We start from the raw sequence: 18117 nt of genomic DNA, 5'->3' as shown, positions 1-18117 counted from the left end.
CCTCAGTCCTCCAGCGTGCCCGAGCGCGCGTCGCTGCTCCTGCCGTCGCCGGCGAGCTTCAAAAGGTCCTCGCCGGCGCGGATGATGCGGCGCGAGCGGCGGGTCAGGATGAAGCCGGACTGCGGGGCAAACACTTCCGTGCGGCCGCCGGCCTCGCCGGGCGCATGGACGATCGTCGCCAGCCTGTCGCCTTTCCTGACGCGGTCGCCGGGCTTGACGTCGTAAAGGATTGCGCCGGCCCGAGGCGAGGGCATCATGTCGATGTTTCCCAGCGGGACCACAGGGCCGGAAAATTTCTCGAATTTCGGGACAGATGGGTCCTGAACGACGCCACGCGTCACCAGCAGGCGGTAGAGGCCCTCGGCATCGGACGCAGCCAGGGCGCCATCGACATCGAGCATGCCGCGATATTCGACCGTGGTGGCGACGCGCCGGTCGAAGCGCGCGACGCCTGCGGGCACGTTCTGGTAGGGCATGATCGAAGCGCCCTCGAAGGTGCCGGTATTGTCCTCGCTCCACAGCAAGACGGCTTCGGCGCCCATCGCGGCGGCACAGTCGGCCATATGCGGCCACAGGCTGGTGTGGATGTAGAGATAGGCAAGGCCCTCGTCGTCGCAGTGAAGGTCAAGGACGATGTCGTTGCCGAGCGAGAGCTGGACGAGCCGGTTCTTCAGCCGGCGATCGGCGCCGCCAAGGCTGACATTCGGCAAGAGCCTGGCGTCGGGCGCCGCAAGCAGCGGAAAGGAGCGGTTGAAATTGGTCCTTGTGCCGAGATTGAAGCGGCCCTGATGCTCACCGAAATGATATTGCGCTCGCCCGATCGGATTGGCCCAGGGCACGATCGTGATCGGGCCCTTGATGCGGCCCTCGGCCTCCGCCTTGACCAGCATAGGCATCAGCGCGTCGATGGCGACGACGCCCGGCAGTTCGCCGGCATGCAGCGCCGCCTGCAGATAGGCGGAAGGGGCCGCCTTGTCCTTGCCCTCGAAGCGGAAGACCGGAAATTCGTAAGCGACGCCCTCGCTGTCGCCGGCGATGCGTTCGATCGTTTTCTGCATGGGACATCTCCGCCTGAAGAGGTTTCACCCATGCATTTTTGCGATCGGACTGTCGAGTGGTCCAGCCGCGTCGCGCTGTCGGGGCAGCAGGGCAACGGCGAAGACGCCAAGCCTGCTACGGCGAAGACGCCGAGCCTTATTCGGCCGGCTGCGCCTGCGGGACGGCGTGGCGGTCGAACGCCTGCGACAGCACGGCTACCGCGACGGCCATAAGGGCGAGCGCGGCGCCCACCAGCGGCAGGTTGGCGTAGGACACGCCCCAGGAGATGGCGAGGCCGCCGATCCAGGCGCCACCGGCATTGCCGACATTGAAGGCGCCCTGGTTGAGCGTGGCTGCAAGATTAGGCCCTTCGGAAGCCGCTTCGACGACGCGTATCTGCAGGGGCGGCACGACGATGAAGATCAGCATGCCCCATAGGAAGACGATCGCCACGGCTACGCTTGCGATGGCGCCGAACACGGTGAAGACGAGGAACAGCAAGGCCATGGCGAGCAGTGTGGCAATCACTGTCGGCATCAGCTTCCAGTCGGCCAGTCTGCCGCCGATGATGTTGCCGATGGTCATCCCGGCGCCGAACAGCAGCAGCACCCAGGTGACGGTCGCCGTCGACAGGCCGGAGACGTCTGTCAGGTAAGGCTTGATGTAGGTGAATACGGCGAACAGGCTGGCGGAGGCGAGCGAGGCGATCAGCATCGCCAGCCAGACCTGCAGCTTGCCGAGCACGCGCAGTTCGCCGAGCAGACCGCCGCCGCTGGGTTCCGCGACATCCGACGGCACCAGCCAGGCGATGGCCGCGACCGAGATCAGGCCGATGCCGACCACGGCGAGGAATGTGGCGCGCCAGCCAAAAGCCTCGCCGAGCGCCGTGCCGGCGGGAACCCCGAGGATGTTGGAAAGCGTCAGGCCGGCGAACATCAGGGCGATGGCGCTCGCCCGTTTGTTGCGCGGCACCAGGCTCGCGGCAACCACCGAACCGATGCCGAAGAAAGCGCCGTGGCCGAATGCGGTGAAGACGCGCGCCGCCATCAGCAGCCAATAGTTCGGCGCGATGGCGCAGAAGAGATTGCCGATGACGAAGAGGGTGGCGAGGCCGACGAGCACCGGTTTGCGCGGCAGGCGCGCGGTCGCCATGGCCACGATCGGCGCACCGAACACGACGCCCAGCGCATAGCCGGTGACCAAAAGGCCGGCCGAGGGGATCGAGACGCCGAGGTCGGCGGCCACTTCCGGCAGCAGACCCATGATGACGAATTCGGTGGTGCCGATGCAGAAGGATGCGATGGCAAGCGCTAGGATCGGCAGCGGCATGGGATATCCGGACTGAATCGGTTCAAAATCGAGACTGGCTCTGGATGCGCTCGGCGCGCAAGCGTCATTGTTGCAACGCAGCAATGCAGAAAGACGAGAGCGGCTTTGCGGGGGGAACCTGGAGCTCTAAGCCAGCGGTTCCAGCTCCTGGGCGATGGTCGGCAGCAGCTCCGAGACGGTCGGGTGGATGTGCATGGCGCGCGCCAGCGTCGAGATCGGCGCCTTGGCATACATAAGGTCGAGCACGCAGTGGATCGCCTCGTCGCCGCCCGGCCCAAGCACGGAGCAGCCGAGGATTTCTCCGGTGTCGGCATCGGCCAGGATCTTCATGAAGCCTTGCGTCTCACCCTTTTCGACGGCACGGCCGACACGGGTCATCGGCCGCTGGCCGACCAGCGCGCGGCGGCCGGATTTCTTCACGGCGGCTTCCGTCATGCCGCAGCGTCCAAGCGGCGGATCGATATAGAGCGCGTAGGCTTCGATGCGGTCGCTCACCCGTCGCGGGTCGTTGTCGAGCAGGTTGGCGGCGACGATCTCGAAATCGTTATAGGAGGTGTGGGTGAAGGCGCCCTTGCCGTTGCAGTCGCCCATCGCCCAGATGCCAGGCACATTGGTGCGCAGCTGGTCGTCGACGACGATGAAGCCGCGCTGGTCGACCTCGACGCCGGCCTTGTCGAGACCGAGATCGTCGGTGTTGGGCGTGCGTCCCAGCGCCAGCAGCACGTGCGAGCCCACCGCCGCCGGCCTGCCAGCGGCGAAGCTGACGGCGATATCGCTGCCTTGCCTGGCGAAGCTTATATCGCCGGCGCCGACATGGACGGCGATGCCTTCGTTTTCGAGGATCGACAGAATGGCCGCCGAGGTGTCCTCGTCCTCGCGGCCAGTCAGCCGCGGCGCCTTCTCGATCACGGTGACCTCGGAGCCGAAGCGGCGGAACATCTGGGCGAATTCGAGCGAGATGTAGCTGCCGCCGACAACGATCAGATGGCTGGGCAGCACATCGAGATCCATCATCGAGGCGTTGGTGAGGTAGGGCACCTCGTTGACGCCGGGCAGGTTGGGCACCGAGGCGCGGCCGCCGGTGTTGAGGAAGATTTTTGGCGCGGTCAGCAACTCGTCGCCGACGCGCACGGTGTCGGCGGATTCGAAACGCGCGTGGCCGCGATAGAGCGCGCAGCCCTTCATGCCGGCGATCCATTTTTCGAGATTGCCGCGGGCGTCATTGGTGACCTTGTCCTTGCGCGCCTTGATCCGCTTGTAATCGACGCCAACGGGGCCCGAGAGCGCGACGCCATAATCGGCGGCGCGCCGGGCGAGATGCGCGGCATAGGCGCTCGCCACCATCGTCTTGGTCGGCATGCAGCCGGTGTTAACGCAGGTGCCGCCGATGAATTTGCGCTCGATCAGCGCAACCTTCATGCCGGCGGCCTCGAGCCGCCCGACGAGCGGCGGGCCGGCCTGGCCGGCGCCGATGACGATGGCGTCGAAGCTCTTCGCGCTCATGCCACCGCCGCCACGATCAGCAGCCCGCCGATGATGGCGACCGCATCCTCGATGAAGGCGGCGGGCGGGTCCTTGCCGAAAGCGGCGGCCAGCCGGCCGCGCGCCTCGGCGCCGCCCAGCGTGCCGATCACCGCGCCGATCGCGCCGGCGATCAGGCCGCCGATGGTGGCGCCGGCCGTGGCGCCGATCACCGCGCCGCAGAAGGCGCCGACGACAATGCGCGTGCCGAACTGCTGCGGAACCTTGCGGCTCGGCGTCGACGGCAGCTGGTCGGTGATCAGCTCGACGATCGCCAGGATGGTGAAGATGCCGACGGCAATCCAGTGGCCCATGAAGCTTGCCCAGGTGCCGGCAACCGGCAGCCAGCCTAGCCAGGCGCCCCAGGCAACGGCTGCCGGCGCGGTCATGGCGCGCAGGCCGGCAACGACACCTATCAGCAGTGCAAGGCTATAAAGCATGATCGACCCCCTCAAGATCGGAACCTCGCACGGTTCCAGGATAGCAGGCTAGCATAGGCCAGGCGTTTGGCCACGGGCTTTTGCCTGACGATGGATTATGCTTTGGCAGCAGACAGATCCGAGGTGCGGCCATGACGGTAAGCGAACGAACGAAGATGGCGGCGGGCGAATGGTACAGCTGTATCGACGATGAGCTGGAGGCGCTGCGCGTCACGGCACGCGACGCGCAGTTCGAGCACAACGGCCTGCCACCCCGGCAGCGCGGCAATATGGGTCCTGCCTTGCGGGCGCTGCTCGGCGGCGTCGGCGAAGAGGCCCGCATCGAGGCGCCGTTCCACTGCGCCTATGGCTTCAACCTGTTCCTCGGCGATCGCACTTTCCTCAATGCCGGCTGCACCATCCTCGACACGGCGCCGGTGCGCATCGGCAACGGGACGCTGCTCGGCCCCAATGTGCAGATCTACTGCGCCGAGCATCACCGCGAAGCCACTGGACGGCTGGCCGGGCTGGAGATCGCCAGGCCGGTGACGATCGGCGACAGTGCCTGGATCGGCGGCAACGCGGTGATCCTGGCCGGCGTCAGCATAGGCGAGGGCGCTATCGTTGGCGCGGGCGCAGTGGTGACGCGCGATGTCCCGGCCAACACGACGGTGGTTGGCAATCCGGCGCGCGCGGTTAAGCGCCGCTGAGCACGTTTGCGGTTTGAGCAACTCTTGAAAATTCGCGCCTGTACTGCATCGGCGACGTTCTGAGCCGCGCGGCGAAGTGCTGGCGCAGCGACGTGGCGCTGCCGAAGCCGGCTTCGAAGGCCACCATGTCCATCGATTTGTCCGTCTGCTCCAGCAGCCTTTGCGCCAGCGCGACACGCTGGTCGGCAAGCCAGTCGCCGAAACTGGTGCCGATCGACTTCTGGAAGCGGCGCGTGAAGGTACGGCGGGTGAGGCCGGCCATGTCGGCGACGCTGTCGAGACTGTGCGGTTCGCCGGGTGTTGCCCGCACCTGGTCGAGAGCCTGCGTGAACCGGTCGGCGTTTGGCGTCGGCGCGAGCGGGCGCTCGATGAACTGTGCCTGCCCGCCCTGCCGGTGCGGAGAAAGCACGACGTGGCGGGCAAGCCGAAGTGCCGCTTCCGCGCCATAGCGGGCGCGCACGATATGCAGGCAGCAGTCGAGACCGGCGGCGACGCCGGCGGAGGTGACGATGTCGCCCTCGTCGACATAGAGCACCTTCGCATCGATCTCGATGTCGGGATGCAGAGCCTGTAGCTGATCCGTATAGGCCCAGTGGGTGGTCGCCTTCCGTCCGGCAAGCAAGCCAGCGCCGGCAATGGCGAAGGTGCCGAGACACAAGCCCACGATCAGCGCGCCGCGCCGATGCGCGCGTAGCAGCGCGTCCTTGAACGGCGCGGCCAGAGGCGCCTCGAGGTCTTTCCAGCTCGGAATGATGACGATGTCGGCCTCGTCGAGCGCGGATAGTCCATGCGGCACGACGATGCTCAGTCCGGCATCGGTATGAATAGGCCCTTGCTCGGCCGCGCAGACACGGAAGTCGAAGCGCGGCAGGCCAAGCTTCGTGCGGTCCGCGCCGAACACCAGGCAAGGCACGGAGAGATGGAACGGGCTTATGCCGTCGAAGGCGACAGCGGCAATGATCGGGTTCTTCATGGCGGACATCGTTTGGGTTGATTGGCGAATTGTCCCAATTCTTTCGAACGATGTCAATTGGGCCGCTTTCGGCTCGCGAAGCATCCGCCTAATTTTGGCCCATCAACCCGGTCGAAAGGAAACCGCCGTGTCAGCACCTGCCATCCAGCCGCGCCGCGCGCTCGTCGTCGTCGACGTCCAGAACGACTACAACGGCGGCAATCTCGCCATCCAGCATCCGCCATTCACCGACAGTGTCGCCAACGTGGCTCGCGCGATGGATGCCGCCGCCGCCGCCGGCATCAAGGTCGTCGTCGTCAAGCAGATGGCGCCGGAGACCTCGCCGATCTTCGCCAAGGGCAGCCATGGCGGCGAACTGCATCCGGAGATCGCCAGGCGCGCACGCGACCATTATGTCGAAAAGACGCTGCCGTCGGCCTTCACCGGCACGGATCTGGAGGCCTGGCTGCGCGCCAACGCCATCGATACGATCGCGGTCGTTGGCTACATGACCCACAATTGCGATCTGTCGACCATCATCCACGCCGTGCATATGGGCTTTGCCGTCGAGTTCCTTTCGGATGCCAGCGGCTCGGTGCCTTACGCCAACAGTGCCGGCTATGCGTCGGCAGAGGATATCCACCGGGTGGTGAGCGTCGTTTTGCAGTCGCGCTTCGCGGCGGTGCTGAAGACCGCCGAATGGGTCGATTGCCTGAAAACCGGCGCTTTGCCGGAACGCGACACGATCTACGCATCGAACCAGCGGGCGCTTGCCCGCAACGCCGCGTAGCTCGGGCCGCCTTCGAACAGGCAAAGGCGCCGCCGAGATGCGGCGCCTTTGCTTTGACGACGAAATTATCCAGGACAGCGTGACCCATTTCACGGAAGTCGTCCCGGTTCTTCCGGAGAGTCACCGCGCATGTGAATAAGCGCGGTTGGCTGGGGGCTGAATTGAAAGCGCGCGTTGCACGAAGCTTGGTTGTCCTGGCTCTCGCCGCCGGCGCAGCGCTGCTGCCGTGGCCCGCCTTCGCACAGGTTCCGCCGCACGCACCCGGAACGATCTGCTTTACCCAATTCTTCTGGTGCTGGGCGCAGCCGCCGGGGCCGCCCGGCTATGCCTGCGGATGCCCGTCGCAATACGGCTTCGTGCAGGGTTACCTGGGTTAGTCGTCGGAGGGCGCGCGATGACGGCATCCCACGATCCCCTTGTCTCCGGGTTGCTGGCCGATGCGAAGCTGGTCGCCGGCTATGGCCGCTACGGCGTGTTCAAGGACAGCGCGCTGTTCGCCGCGATCGGCGATGCGGAAAAACTCCATGATGCGACGGCAAGCCAGCCTGAGGTCGTCAAACTGCAGACGGTGCTCAACGACTGTTCCGGCACCGTGCCGTTTTCCACCCTGGCTGCCCTGCGCACCGGCTGGTCGCCGGGCGACATGTCGCGCCGGACCGCGCTCGCGACCTATTTTCTCATAGCCCTGTCGGTGACGATGATGATCATCATCGGCAAGCTGACCTATGTCTACAACAGAGGCATCGCGATCAGCACCGAGTTGCAAGAGATCGACAACAATGATTTCAGCGCCCGCTTCGGGCAGTCGATCAGGCAGGTCTGGGCGACGAAGAAGCAACTGAGCTCCGCCACCGCCCAGCAGGCATCAGCGACCGACCTTACGCTCTTGAAAGACGCCTATTACAATTCCGTCGACAGCCTGCATTCGCTCGATCAGCGTTTTTCCTCGCTGCTGGTGAGGGCGCAAGGGTTCATGACGCAGGAGGCGCCGTTTCCGTTCTGGGGCATGCAATGGGCCTATTGCAAGCTTTCGGCTTCGCCGGCAAAAGCCGGCACGCCGCTTGATTTCTCGAACCCCCGGCAGATGGCCATAGACCAGTTCTGTGGCCAGGAGGTCGCGCTGGCGCAACAGCAAGGCGGGGCTGGGGACAGCCAACCGCTCAAGCAGTCGGATTTCGATTGCAAGAACAACGGCAATGCTCAAGGCGGCACACAAGTCGTCAGTGCCACCGGCACGTCCGGCCAGGCGGAAGACGTGAACGCCGACTTCGATGAGGCGACACGCAACCTGCAGTGCGACGGTGTCATCACGATCACGCCGAATTCGATTTCGACGCTGACGTTGCAGGCCAAGACGCTCAGTGAGGTTCTCAGTCCTTATGCACTGTGGATCCTGCCCGCGCTCTACGGCGCGCTTGGCGGCATCATGTTCCACATGCGAATGATCCTCAATCCGCTGCTGCCCAATCCGCCGCTGTCCCGGCTCATCCACCGCATCGCGCTCGGCGGGCTTGCCGGCATGATCCTCGCCTGGTTCATGGCGCCCGGCACCAAGCTCGGCGGCGAGGTCACCGGGATAGGCTTCAGCCTGTTCACCTTCGCGTTCCTGTTCGGCTTCAGCCTGGACATCTTCTTCGCCATCCTCGACCAGTTCGTCTCTATGTCGGTCGCAGCCATCAAAAAGTTCGGTTCGCCCACGGTGGCGTAAGGATCCGGCAAAGCAAAAGGGCGCCGCGATAGCGCGACGCCCTTGATCACTCCCAGCCTTGTGGATGCTTAGAACAGGCCCTCGATCTGGCCCTGTTCATTGAGGAAGATCTTTTCCGAAGACGGCGCCTTGGGCAGGCCGGGCATGGTCATGACCTCGCCGCAGATGATGACGACGAAGCCGGCGCCGGCCGAGAGCCTGACTTCACGCACCGGCACGGTGTGGCCGGTCGGCGCGCCGCGCAGGTTCGGGTCGGTCGAGAAGGAATACTGGGTCTTGGCCATGCAGACCGGGAGGTTGCCGTAGCCGGCCTGCTCCCAGGCATGCAACTGGTCGCGCACCGATTTGTCGGCAATCGCTTCCGAGCCGCGATAGATGCGCTGGACGATGGTGTTGATCTTCTCGAACAGCGGCATGGCGTCGGGGTAGAGCGGCGCGAACTGCGAGGCGCCGGATTCAGCCAGCGCCACCACCTTGTTGGCGAGCTCCTCGATACCGGCCGAGCCGTTGGCCCAGTGCTTGCACAGGATCGCCTCTTCGCCCATCGAGGTGACATAGTCCTTCATCGCCTGGATCTCGGCGTCGGTGTCGGAATAGAAGTGGTTGATGGCGACCACCGCCGGCACGCCGAACTGACGGATGTTTTCGATGTGGCGGCCGAGATTGGCGCAGCCCTTCTTCACCGCCTCGATGTTTTCCTTGCCGAGGTCTTCCTTCTTGACGCCGCCATTCATCTTCATGGCGCGCACCGTGGCGACGATGACCGCCGCCGACGGCTTCAATCCCGCCTTGCGGCACTTGATGTCGAAGAACTTTTCCGCACCGAGGTCGGCGCCGAAGCCGGCTTCGGTGACGACATAGTCGGCGAGCTTCAGCGCCGTCGTGGTGGCGACGACCGAGTTGCAGCCATGCGCGATGTTGGCGAATGGGCCGCCATGCACGAAGGCCGGGTTGTTCTCCAGCGTCTGCACCAGGTTAGGCTGCATGGCATCCTTTAGCAGAACCGCCATGGCGCCGTCGGCCTTGAGGTCGCGGGCATAGACCGGCGACTTGTCGCGGCGGTAGGCGACGATGATGTCGCCGAGGCGCTTCTCGAGGTCCTTGAGGTCGGTGGACAGGCAGAGGATCGCCATGACTTCCGAAGCGACGGTGATGTCGAAGCCGGCTTCACGCGGATAGCCGTTGGCGACGCCGCCGAGCGAGCAGATGATTTCGCGCAGCGCGCGGTCGTTCATGTCCATGACGCGGCGCCACATCACGCGGCGGGTGTCGATGCCGAGCTCGTTGCCCCAGTAGATGTGGTTGTCGATCAGTGCCGAAAGCAAATTATGCGCGGTGGTGATGGCGTGGAAATCGCCGGTGAAGTGGAGGTTCATGTCCTCCATCGGCACCACCTGTGCGTAGCCGCCGCCGGCGGCACCGCCCTTGACGCCGAAATTCGGGCCGAGCGAGGCTTCGCGGATGCAGATGATGGCCTTCTTGCCGATGCGGTTCAGGCCGTCGCCGAGGCCGACCGTGGTGGTCGTCTTGCCTTCGCCGGCGGGCGTCGGATTGATGGCGGTGACCAGGATCAGCTTGCCGTCCTTGTTGCCCTTCACGGACTTGATGAACTCGGCCGAGACCTTCGCCTTGTCGTGGCCATAAGGCAGGAGATGCTCGGTCGGGATGCCGATCTTGGCGCCGATCTCCTGGATCTGTTTTTTCTTGGCGGCGCGCGCGATCTCGATGTCGGACTTCACTTCGGCCATGACGGCTTTCCTCTGGATTGGGCGGTGGAAGGGACGGATGTGGTCATCTGTGCATGTTCGAAACGGCGGGCGGATGCAAGGGCACGTTCTAACCCTGTCGCTGCCGCGGCGTCAACTTTCATGCAACTATGTTTCCTACGAAGAAAGAGTACTGCTGTTCCCGGTCCGACCTTCTTCGGGTCTTCGGTGCCCGGTCGCTTGCGGCGTATAGAAGCCAGAGCGGAAATCGTTCCGCCGTCTCAAAACAGCCGCCGAATACGCGAAAAGCGACAGAGGCGACGGCGCAAATCCGCCATCGGCTTGTTGCCTCGAGAGGCCGCTACTGCGTCAGCACGTTGCTGATCTCGACCATGTTGGAGCGCACGCGCAGGATGTAGAAGCCCATCGTCGTCAGATGCGTCGGCAGGAGCCAGCCATCCTCGCGGCCATTGGCGATGATGAAGGGCTGGATGCGCAGCGCCGACACGAACTGCTGGTCCATCGTATCCCACAGGCTCTGCAGGTGCTTTTCCTTGATCACGTCGTCGAAGTCGGCCTGGGCGCCCTTCATCAGGCCGTAATAGGCATAGAGCTGGCCATAGGCGAACCAGAAGCGATCGTCGGCGCGGGTATCGAACCAGCCATTGTTGTGGTTTTCGGCGCGCTCCTTGAGGATCGCCGAGGTCGAGCCGATGTCGGAAGCGATGCGGTCGATATACTGCTTGAGATTGTCGGCGCGCGCGTCGAACGTCGCCTGGCACGTGGCGAGACGGGCGTTGAAGGAACGCAGCTTGCGCACCGCGTCGCGATAGTAGCTCGGCGTCGGCGTCTTGGGGCCGAACGGGTTCAAGCCGAAATACCAGGTGTACTCATCGAACTGCAGATTGCCGCGCGCGTCCTGCAGGTCGGCGTCGATCTGCGAGGTCGTGCGCACGCGGCCGAGATTGTCGGCAAGCTCGGTCGCGGTGCGCCGCACCGCCTGGTTGATGCCGCGCTGGAAGGACGCCTTGTTGTCCATCCAGGGCGTATTGTCCCAGTCGATGCCGAACAGGCCGAGCTTGTAGAGGATCATCGACGAGATCCAGGCGTTCTGATTGACGTTGAAGTCCGTCAGATCGGCGGCGACCTGGGCGATCGCCGAGTTGCCGCAGGTCTTGGCCGTATCGCTGCCAGCGCCGGCCGAAACCTGCTCGCCGGCGGAAACGTTGCGTTTCTCGAAAGTGTAGGTGTCGGGATAGTTCGGGTTGAAATTGTTCCACCACTGCGTGGCGTAGAAGAAGTTGGCGTAGAGGCCGATCAGCACCAGTATGGCAAGACCGACGACAGCCTTGAGGATCCAGCCGCGCTGACCGTACCAGCGGCCGACCCACATGAACGGCCACAGGATGACGCCAATGACGAAGCCGATGCCGCGGCCGATCCATTGGAAGATCTGGGTGAAGAAGTTCACGATCGGATCAAGCATGGCTGTTTCACCCCTCAGGGCATTTCGCCGTTTCTCGGGAAACGGCGATCTGCTCTAACCCTTTGTTTTGACGCAATTCCGGGCGGAAAAACGATCACTCTTTTCCTGGAATTGCACTAGTCAGTCAAGCCGTAAAGGCGCGCGCGAAATGCTGCCTTGTCCTTCAAATATGTGGTTTTCAGAACGTCCACAACATGGCTTCGCCAGGCGTCGCTGTAGCTGTCATAGTCCTTATAGAAGCCCGGCTTGTTGAAGACGTAGCGCGACACGAAGTCCTGCGGCACGAAATCCGAGATCAGCTGGTTGGTCAGCCAGGCATCGGGATGATCGGGCTTGGCGCGCACGACCAGGAAGCGCTGGCGCGGCGGCACATCCTCGATCTTGAGATGGCCGAGTTGGGCGATCTCGCGCTTGGCGGCGTTGAGGAAAGGAAAATTGCCGTCCTGGGCAATCAGGTCGGCATGGCTGTGGATCCAGGTCTGCAGCCAGACCTTGTCGACATCGGTCAGGTTGCGGTTGGGCTCGGCGTCGCGGATCAGCGCGCGCACGACCATTTCGGCGCGATGCTCAAGATAGCCGGAAGTCTCGATCCATGAGGCGCGCGGCAGGTCGAGGCGGCCAGTGGCGGCGAGGAAGCTGAACACCTTGTCGGCGTCGTTGATCGACAGATAGCTCACCTGCCACGGCCGCGAGCGGCGGAAGCCGGGCGCGGCGGGGTCGCTGATCACCGTCGTCATATCGGGGTCGACGAACACATAGAGGCCACCGAAATGGCTGGTCCAGTAGGCGTTGTGGCGGAAGATCACCTGGTCTGGCACCAGCGCGTTCTCGCGGATGTCGCCGCAGACCTTGGCGAGGTCGACCATGCGCTCGAGCATAGCGTTGTCGCGCCAGGCGTCGGGCTCCTGCTTCAGCCGGTCGACCAACTTGCCGAGCTCGGCCGCCTTGCCCAGCACGTCCTCGGCCGACAGCACCTTGAACTCGACCTGGTTGATCGACAGCAGGTCCTCGATGTCGTTGACCTTGGGAACGGAGTCCTCGATCTCGCCGTAGATCACGTCCTTGATGGTCAGCGCGTCGATGGCGCGCTGGTTCTTCGACATGAACTCGAACATCAGCTGCGAGGTGTTGGAGAAGGCGGTGTGCACCACCGGCAGGTCGATCTGCGACGGCGTCAGTATGATGAAGCGGCGGTTGACCTCGTTGGGGTCGAGATAGTCGTAGTCGCCGCACTCCTCGGCGATTTCCGGCGAAAAGCCGGTGCGGTCGATCTGGAAGTTCTTTAGCTTGGTGGGCTCGAGGCCGAACGCGGCAAGAGCCTTGTTGTAGCGCTGGATGAGATGCGGCTCGTCGATAGCGAGCAAGCGGCCGTAGATCAGCTCGTTGTCGCGCAGAAGGTCGGGTTTTTTCTTCACCTGTCCTTCTCCACGTTTACGGGGGGAAGGTGCCCGGAGGGCGGATGAGGGGCGGCGCCGACGCTCATCATCCTTGCTCCGATCTTGCAGCTGGAAGAAATTTTGCATCGAGACCAATCATCTTGCGGTCCAGCCGACCATCCAGCGCCGCAACAATCGTATCCAGCACACTTGCACGGCTGGTCAAAACGTCCGCATGCCATACCCTCAATACCGACCAACCATTGTCGTTCATTGTCTCGTCCCTGTATCGATCCCTAGAACGACCCGCGTGCTGGCTGCCGTCGACCTCGACAACCAGATTGGCCTCACGGCAAGCAAAATCCGCGTAATAGGGGCCAATCGGCAGTTGGCGAACAAACTTGTAGCCATTCAGTCGCCGTCCGCGCAGTTCATGCCAAAGCCTATCCTCGGCATCGTTCTCAACCTTCCGCAGCTCGCGAGCCCTCGCAACCTTTGGCTCATTTCTTCCACGCATGGCGCTGCCCCTCATCCGCCCTTCGGGCACCTTCTCCCCGTAAACGGGGAGAAGGAAGAGATCACCACAGCCCCTTCTTCTTCAATTGCTCCATCTCCCGCGCTGCTCTCTCACGCAGCCGGGCGTCGCGCAGCATCTTCTCCACCGCCGCGTCGTCGGACTTGTCGGAATAGCGGAATTCGGAATCGGCGTAGCGGTTGATCTCCTGCATGACCATGGCAAGCGAGAACGGGCCTCGCAGTTCCTCGATCATCGCTTTCTTTTCGTCGTAGCCCTTGTGCATGAATGCTTCGGGCTTTTCGAACCAGTCGTCGGGAAGCTCGATGTCCATGGCGCGCATCTTGATGGCGTCGGTGACGTTCTTGATGGCGCGGCCGGTGAAGCGCGGCTCGGCGTCCTTGATCATGTGCAGGTAGGTGCCGACATCGGCCATGGTCTTGGGCGCGCCATTCTCCTTCATGTAGCGCTCATAGACCTTCGTCAGCCCGTCTTCCTGCGGCTTCTCGTGCTCTTCATAAGCCTCGGTCACGGCACGCTGGATCTCCTGCGCTGCATAGAGCTCGTGTTCGCCCAGCGGGATCTCGTGGTTCTTGCCGGCGAGCAGCACGAAGATGTCGATATAGTCGTCGCGGGTCTGCGGTCCGTCGACCAGCCAGCGGGCGCCGGCGCGTTGGCGCAGCGCATCGTCGACATTTTCCGGATAGTTGGAAAACATGCCGAATGAGCAATTGCCGCGCACGACCGTCGAGGCGCCTGCGAAGGCATCCATCAAGACGCCGGTGATTTCCTGCTGGCCCGCCGAGGCACGGTCGTCGGAGCGGCGCGCCGCCACCTGGTCGATGTCGTCGATGGTGCCGAAGCCGATGACCCGTGGATTGAGCACGTTGTTGATGAACTGGCGGCAGTTCTGGCCGGATTTGCCTTGATAGGACGAGATCTGGTCGACGCCGAAATTCTCGTAGGCGAAGGGATAGCCGGCGACCTGGCAGTAACCGTTGACGAGGCCGGCGATCATCTGGATCAGCGTCGTCTTGCCGGTGCCGGGCGCACCGTCGCCGATGAAGGTGAACAGGAAGCCGCCGAGCTCGACGAAGGGGTTCAGCTCGCGCTCGAAATCATAGGCCATCAGCATCTTGGCCAGCCTGACCGACTGGAATTTGGCGATGTGGTTGCCGACGACCTCTTCCGGTTTCTTGAAGGTCATCACCAGCGGCTTGGCGCGCTTGCCGGGCGCGACGTCGAAGCCGTCGAGGGTGAAATCGTCGATGTCGATACGGATATGCGCGTTCTCGAACGGGCCGATGCCGTCGAAGCGGGCCTTGCGCGCCAGCAGACCATCGATGGCGATACGGGCAAAGGCCCGGGCTCGCGTCATCAGATCGGCGTCATCCTTCGAATCGGCAATCGCCTTGTCGAGGCCGGCGACGATCGACTTCACCGCGTCCTGCGGCGTGTCGAACAGGAAGTCGGGTTCGGGGCTATCGTTCGGCGCCTCGCCATCGCTGTCGATCAACTGGAAGAGATACGAGGAGAGGCTGAAGGCCGAAACGTAAGCCGAGGCCGACAGAAGCTTCTTGAAGGCCGACGCTTCGTCGCCTTCGAGCGGCGCGCGGACGTTCCTGGCCTGCAGGCTTTCGAGGTCGGAGCCCTCGGCGAAGACATCCGATATAGCGAGCGCGATGGCCAGGCCGCGCCGGGCGCGATAGAGCAGCGTGTGCTGCGGGATGCTCATCAACTGGTCGTCGGGGTGAATGGCCGCCACCGTCTTCGACAGCTCGACCTCGCGCGTGCGGCGCACCGAACCGACCGATACCGTCGAGACGAAGCGGCGATTGGTGCCGGCGAGCGCGGTGCCGGATTCGCGGGACGGATCCTCCAGCACGACGATGCGGGTGATGAAGCTCTGCGCGGTCGCGCGGTGCTTTTCGATTGCGGCTTCCGAGATCGTTGTCAGGCCGGTGTCCATGAAGGATGCTCCGCGGTTTGACGGTCAGACATCGCTGATGACCTGTCCGTTCGACAGGATGTGGACCTTGTAGCCGGAAAAGATCTTTTGTGCTTCGCCGGCGGCATAGAGCGCCTGGTAGGCCTCGTGCGGGATCAGCGCATGGTTCTCGTAGCTCGATACGCCCTGGCGCGCCGCTTCGAGGTCGTCGGTGTTGATGAAGAATTCCTGCGTGGTCTTCTCGCTGGAAAACAGCCCCTTGCGGCCGGGCTTCTCGGCCTTGGAAAAGACTTCCTGGATCGTCCAGGTGAGCAGCCAGGCGTTCTCCGGCTTGCGCACTTTGGCCAGAACCTCGGCCACGGTCGAATTGTTCTCGGTGATGCCGGCCGAATAGAAGGGCCCAAGCACGACGCGCCTCAGCTGCTTGGGATGCAGCGGCTCGAAATCCTTATCGAGATTGACCGCGATCGTCGCAGGCGAGAGCGTGTAGGCCGAGTTCTTTTCGGTGAAGTCATCGAAACGGTGGGCAAGCTCCGGGTTGAGCAGGCCGTCGACGGGAAGCGGGATGTCGACCCTTTCGTTCAGCTTGCCGTTGCTGTCGACCAACTGACGCACCATGCTTTCGGAAGAGTCCTCCACCGTCACCATGTAAACCAGCGGCAGGTTGGCGCTGCCGTCGAACGAGGCCCAGTGGACGAGATAATAGGGCCGCATGGTCTTCGGGTTGACCGAGACCTTGGCCGTCTGCGCCAGGGTGAAGGGGCCGAAGGTCGCCTCGCTCTTGACGTCTTCCAGATAGAGCCGCTCGGCCATCGACTTCTGCAAAGCTTCCGGAAACGCCTTGTGGCGCAGGATGAAGTCGGCCATCTCCTCGCGCAGTTCTCCGGCCAGCGGGATGTTGGCCAGGCGGGCATCGGCCTGCTGGCGGTCGTTTTCCAGCTCGAGCAGGTTCTGGAAGACGGGATAGCCGCTATCGGCGCGCGAAATGCGGAAGGTGTCCATGAAGCCCAGCCGGTTGCGCCAGCAGGCAAAGGACTTGTCCAGCCGCGCGATATATTCCGCGACGATCTTGGCGACGATGCCGTGCCGGTAAAGCGGCGACCGGTCGTCGCGCATGAACACTTCCAGCCCGCTCAGCGCCGCCGTGATTGCGGAGAAATAGCGTGCCGCCGCGTCGTTCTCAGGGGTCATGTGACTGCCGTGGAAATGAAGTCAGCGGCGCCGCCTATTGCTGCACGTAGTTGGCGGCGTTGTGCTTCTTCATCACATCGTCGAAGCGGCGGGCGAAGGCATCGTCGGCGAGTTTCTTGCGGCGCTGGATGTCGGCTGAAGCCACCATGTTCTTCTCGTGCATCTCCAGAAGGTCGCCGATATGCTTCTGCGAGGCGGCGCCGATGCCGGCCATCGTCTCCTCGGCCGTGTTGTCGACCTGGCTGCCCAGGGTGTTGATCTTGTGGGCGACGTCCTGCTGGGCGGCGGTTTTCAGCGAGTCTTCCAGCGCCTTGTAGAGGACGATGCGCTGCTCGGTGTCGATGGTGAGCTTGTTGATCAGCGTCGACTGCGCTGCGATCTGGTTGTTGAGCGAATCGACGAAGGTCTGGAACATCGAGGTATAGCGCTCGAGCGTCTGGCTTTCGGCCAGCAGTTCCTGTTCCTTGGCCTGCTTTTCGTTGTATTCGGTCGCCATTTTCGAGCGTTCGCCTTCAAGCCCGGTGCGCTCCTTCTGCGTCGTCGAGGCGGCGATCTTGTTCTCGATGTCGAGCAGCATCGGGTTCAATTCCTCGATGCGCTTCTGCACCGCTTCCAGATTGGTCATGGTCACCTTGCGGCGCTCGATCACCTGCGAAAGGCTGGTCTCTGAAGTCTTGTAGCGCTGGTCGAGGACCTGTTTCTGCGCCTTAAGGATACCGACGATGGTATCCGACTTCGCCAAAAGCTCCTGCAGATTGCCGGCCAGCGACATGTTGCGGACGCGATCGGTACGCATGCGCTGCTTGCGCTGCGCCGAGAACACGCCGACGAAGTTCTCCCAGCCGGTGTAGTTCTTCATGCTTTCGAATTCGGCGCCGAAGACGTTGGTAGCGTCCTCAAGTCCGATGATCAGGTCGGCGATGTTGCCTTCCATGACCTTCTGCTGCTTGAGCACATCCTCGATGCGGGCGTTCTCGATGTCGAAATTGGCGTCGCCGATCTTCTTGTCGGCCTGCGCAAGCGTGTCGAGCACCGTGCCCGACTGCTCGATCTTGGTGCGCATGTCCTGCACGACCTGCTTGGTCTTGGCAATTTCGGCATCGAAATTCTGCAATGTCGCCATTGGGGCCTCCCGCTTCGGCATCCGTTTTCCGTGTCGTGGCGGCGAATATATGTGGGGCTTCAAGGGATTGAAAGAAGGAAGACAAGGAGAGGCGTCAAAACAAAAGAATTGGTTAGATCCTTGAAAGACAAGGCAAGCATGCGTAAGGCGCCCAGTAATGTGCGCTGTCGTCGAAAAGCTTTAGCTGATATGCCTTAAGCTCTTGTTTTTACGAAGGGCAATCAAACAGCGCCCTCTTGCGGCAGCAATACCGGTCGGGCTTGGGATCGGCCTTGAGGCACCGGCATCCGCTCGGACCGGCGCAGG

Annotated in this window: 15 protein-coding genes; 3 read left to right on the top strand and 12 right to left on the bottom strand. The window is 63.2% G+C overall.

The annotated features are described in order from the left end of the window. Positions 1-2 precede the first annotated feature (2 nt). The 4 genes from YU3_RS0103920 to YU3_RS0103905 form a co-directional block, all read right to left on the bottom strand. A complete protein-coding gene (locus tag YU3_RS0103920; RefSeq protein ID WP_027165020.1) occupies positions 3-1058 on the bottom strand; it encodes a succinylglutamate desuccinylase/aspartoacylase family protein in 1056 nt (351 codons plus the stop codon). 136 nt (positions 1059-1194) lie between these two features. Further along, positions 1195-2367 (bottom strand): MFS transporter, encoded by a 1173-nt coding sequence (locus tag YU3_RS0103915; RefSeq protein ID WP_027165019.1) that lies wholly within the window; start codon positions 2365-2367, stop codon positions 1195-1197. Between the two features lie 126 nt (positions 2368-2493). Beyond that, positions 2494-3870, bottom strand: a complete 1377-nt coding sequence (locus YU3_RS0103910) for an FAD-containing oxidoreductase (RefSeq protein ID WP_027165018.1) — start codon at positions 3868-3870, stop codon at positions 2494-2496. After that, a complete protein-coding gene (locus YU3_RS0103905) occupies positions 3867-4328 on the bottom strand; it encodes a membrane protein (RefSeq protein ID WP_027165017.1) in 462 nt (153 codons plus the stop codon). Before YU3_RS0103905 ends, YU3_RS0103910 begins: the two co-directional genes overlap by 4 nt. A 131-nt stretch (positions 4329-4459) precedes the next feature. On the opposite strand from YU3_RS0103905, the gene YU3_RS0103900 reads away from it, so the two are divergent. Continuing rightward, positions 4460-5017: a sugar O-acetyltransferase gene (locus YU3_RS0103900; protein ID WP_027165016.1), complete on the top strand. Its 558-nt coding sequence runs from the start codon at positions 4460-4462 to the stop codon at positions 5015-5017. Here the strand turns inward: YU3_RS0103900 and YU3_RS0103895 are convergent. Next, positions 5004-5990 carry a helix-turn-helix domain-containing protein gene (locus tag YU3_RS0103895; protein ID WP_027165015.1) on the bottom strand — a complete coding sequence of 329 codons (987 nt, stop codon included), beginning with the start codon at positions 5988-5990 and terminating at the stop codon, positions 5004-5006. The two genes, YU3_RS0103900 and YU3_RS0103895, sit on opposite strands and share 14 nt — an antisense overlap. Positions 5991-6117: 127 nt before the next feature. Here YU3_RS0103895 and YU3_RS0103890 point away from each other — a divergent pair, with 127 nt between their 5' ends. Together YU3_RS0103890 and YU3_RS0103885 are read left to right on the top strand one after the other, a co-directional pair. Further along, positions 6118-6759, top strand: a complete 642-nt coding sequence (locus tag YU3_RS0103890; RefSeq protein ID WP_027165014.1) for a cysteine hydrolase family protein — start codon at positions 6118-6120, stop codon at positions 6757-6759. A 394-nt stretch (positions 6760-7153) separates the two neighbouring features. Beyond that, positions 7154-8467, top strand: coding sequence for a hypothetical protein (locus YU3_RS0103885; RefSeq protein WP_027165013.1), 1314 nt, complete (start codon positions 7154-7156; stop codon positions 8465-8467). Between the two features lie 68 nt (positions 8468-8535). Here the strand turns inward: YU3_RS0103885 and YU3_RS0103880 are convergent, their stop codons facing one another. From YU3_RS0103880 to YU3_RS0103850, 7 genes are all read right to left on the bottom strand, one after another. Next, on the bottom strand, positions 8536-10215 hold the full coding sequence (locus YU3_RS0103880; protein WP_027165012.1) for a formate--tetrahydrofolate ligase: 1680 nt from the start codon (positions 10213-10215) through the stop codon (positions 8536-8538). A gap of 319 nt (positions 10216-10534) precedes the next feature. Further along, on the bottom strand, positions 10535-11659 hold the full coding sequence (locus YU3_RS0103875) for a DUF2333 family protein (RefSeq protein ID WP_027165011.1): 1125 nt from the start codon (positions 11657-11659) through the stop codon (positions 10535-10537). 116 nt (positions 11660-11775) lie between these two features. Next, positions 11776-13074, bottom strand: a complete 1299-nt coding sequence (locus YU3_RS0103870; RefSeq protein WP_027165010.1) for a DUF6638 family protein — start codon at positions 13072-13074, stop codon at positions 11776-11778. Between the two features lie 67 nt (positions 13075-13141). Next, positions 13142-13552 carry a DUF559 domain-containing protein gene (locus tag YU3_RS0103865; RefSeq protein WP_027165009.1) on the bottom strand — a complete coding sequence of 137 codons (411 nt, stop codon included), beginning with the start codon at positions 13550-13552 and terminating at the stop codon, positions 13142-13144. Between the two features lie 61 nt (positions 13553-13613). Continuing rightward, a complete protein-coding gene (locus YU3_RS0103860) occupies positions 13614-15518 on the bottom strand; it encodes an ATP-binding protein (protein WP_027165008.1) in 1905 nt (634 codons plus the stop codon). A 24-nt stretch (positions 15519-15542) separates the two neighbouring features. Next, positions 15543-16688, bottom strand: coding sequence for a hypothetical protein (locus tag YU3_RS0103855; protein WP_027165007.1), 1146 nt, complete (start codon positions 16686-16688; stop codon positions 15543-15545). A 34-nt stretch (positions 16689-16722) separates the two neighbouring features. After that, entirely contained in the window at positions 16723-17811 is a 1089-nt protein-coding gene (locus YU3_RS0103850) for a hypothetical protein (RefSeq protein ID WP_027165006.1), read from the bottom strand. Positions 17812-18117 lie beyond the last annotated feature (306 nt).

This window comes from Mesorhizobium sp. WSM3224, assembly GCF_000427725.1.
GTDB lineage: Bacteria > Pseudomonadota > Alphaproteobacteria > Rhizobiales > Rhizobiaceae > Mesorhizobium.
The sequence above is the reverse complement of the archived record's forward strand: the minus strand, read 5'-3'. Positions and strand labels throughout refer to the sequence as shown.

What these genes read in the sequence shown, in the direction of transcription:
- YU3_RS0103865 (WP_027165009.1), bottom strand. Translation starts at nt 13,552, where the DNA reads ATGCGTGGAAGAAATGAGCCAAAGGTTGCGAGGGCTCGCGAGCTGCGG.
- YU3_RS0103900 (WP_027165016.1), top strand. Translation starts at nt 4,460, where the DNA reads ATGACGGTAAGCGAACGAACGAAGATGGCGGCGGGCGAATGGTACAGC.
- YU3_RS0103875 (WP_027165011.1), bottom strand. Translation starts at nt 11,659, where the DNA reads ATGCTTGATCCGATCGTGAACTTCTTCACCCAGATCTTCCAATGGATC.
- YU3_RS0103905 (WP_027165017.1), bottom strand. Translation starts at nt 4,328, where the DNA reads ATGCTTTATAGCCTTGCACTGCTGATAGGTGTCGTTGCCGGCCTGCGC.
- YU3_RS0103860 (WP_027165008.1), bottom strand. Translation starts at nt 15,518, where the DNA reads ATGGACACCGGCCTGACAACGATCTCGGAAGCCGCAATCGAAAAGCAC.
- YU3_RS0103920 (WP_027165020.1), bottom strand. Translation starts at nt 1,058, where the DNA reads ATGCAGAAAACGATCGAACGCATCGCCGGCGACAGCGAGGGCGTCGCT.
- YU3_RS0103895 (WP_027165015.1), bottom strand. Translation starts at nt 5,990, where the DNA reads ATGAAGAACCCGATCATTGCCGCTGTCGCCTTCGACGGCATAAGCCCG.
- YU3_RS0103880 (WP_027165012.1), bottom strand. Translation starts at nt 10,215, where the DNA reads ATGGCCGAAGTGAAGTCCGACATCGAGATCGCGCGCGCCGCCAAGAAA.
- YU3_RS0103915 (WP_027165019.1), bottom strand. Translation starts at nt 2,367, where the DNA reads ATGCCGCTGCCGATCCTAGCGCTTGCCATCGCATCCTTCTGCATCGGC.
- YU3_RS0103855 (WP_027165007.1), bottom strand. Translation starts at nt 16,688, where the DNA reads ATGACCCCTGAGAACGACGCGGCGGCACGCTATTTCTCCGCAATCACG.
- YU3_RS0103885 (WP_027165013.1), top strand. Translation starts at nt 7,154, where the DNA reads ATGACGGCATCCCACGATCCCCTTGTCTCCGGGTTGCTGGCCGATGCG.
- YU3_RS0103910 (WP_027165018.1), bottom strand. Translation starts at nt 3,870, where the DNA reads ATGAGCGCGAAGAGCTTCGACGCCATCGTCATCGGCGCCGGCCAGGCC.
- YU3_RS0103850 (WP_027165006.1), bottom strand. Translation starts at nt 17,811, where the DNA reads ATGGCGACATTGCAGAATTTCGATGCCGAAATTGCCAAGACCAAGCAG.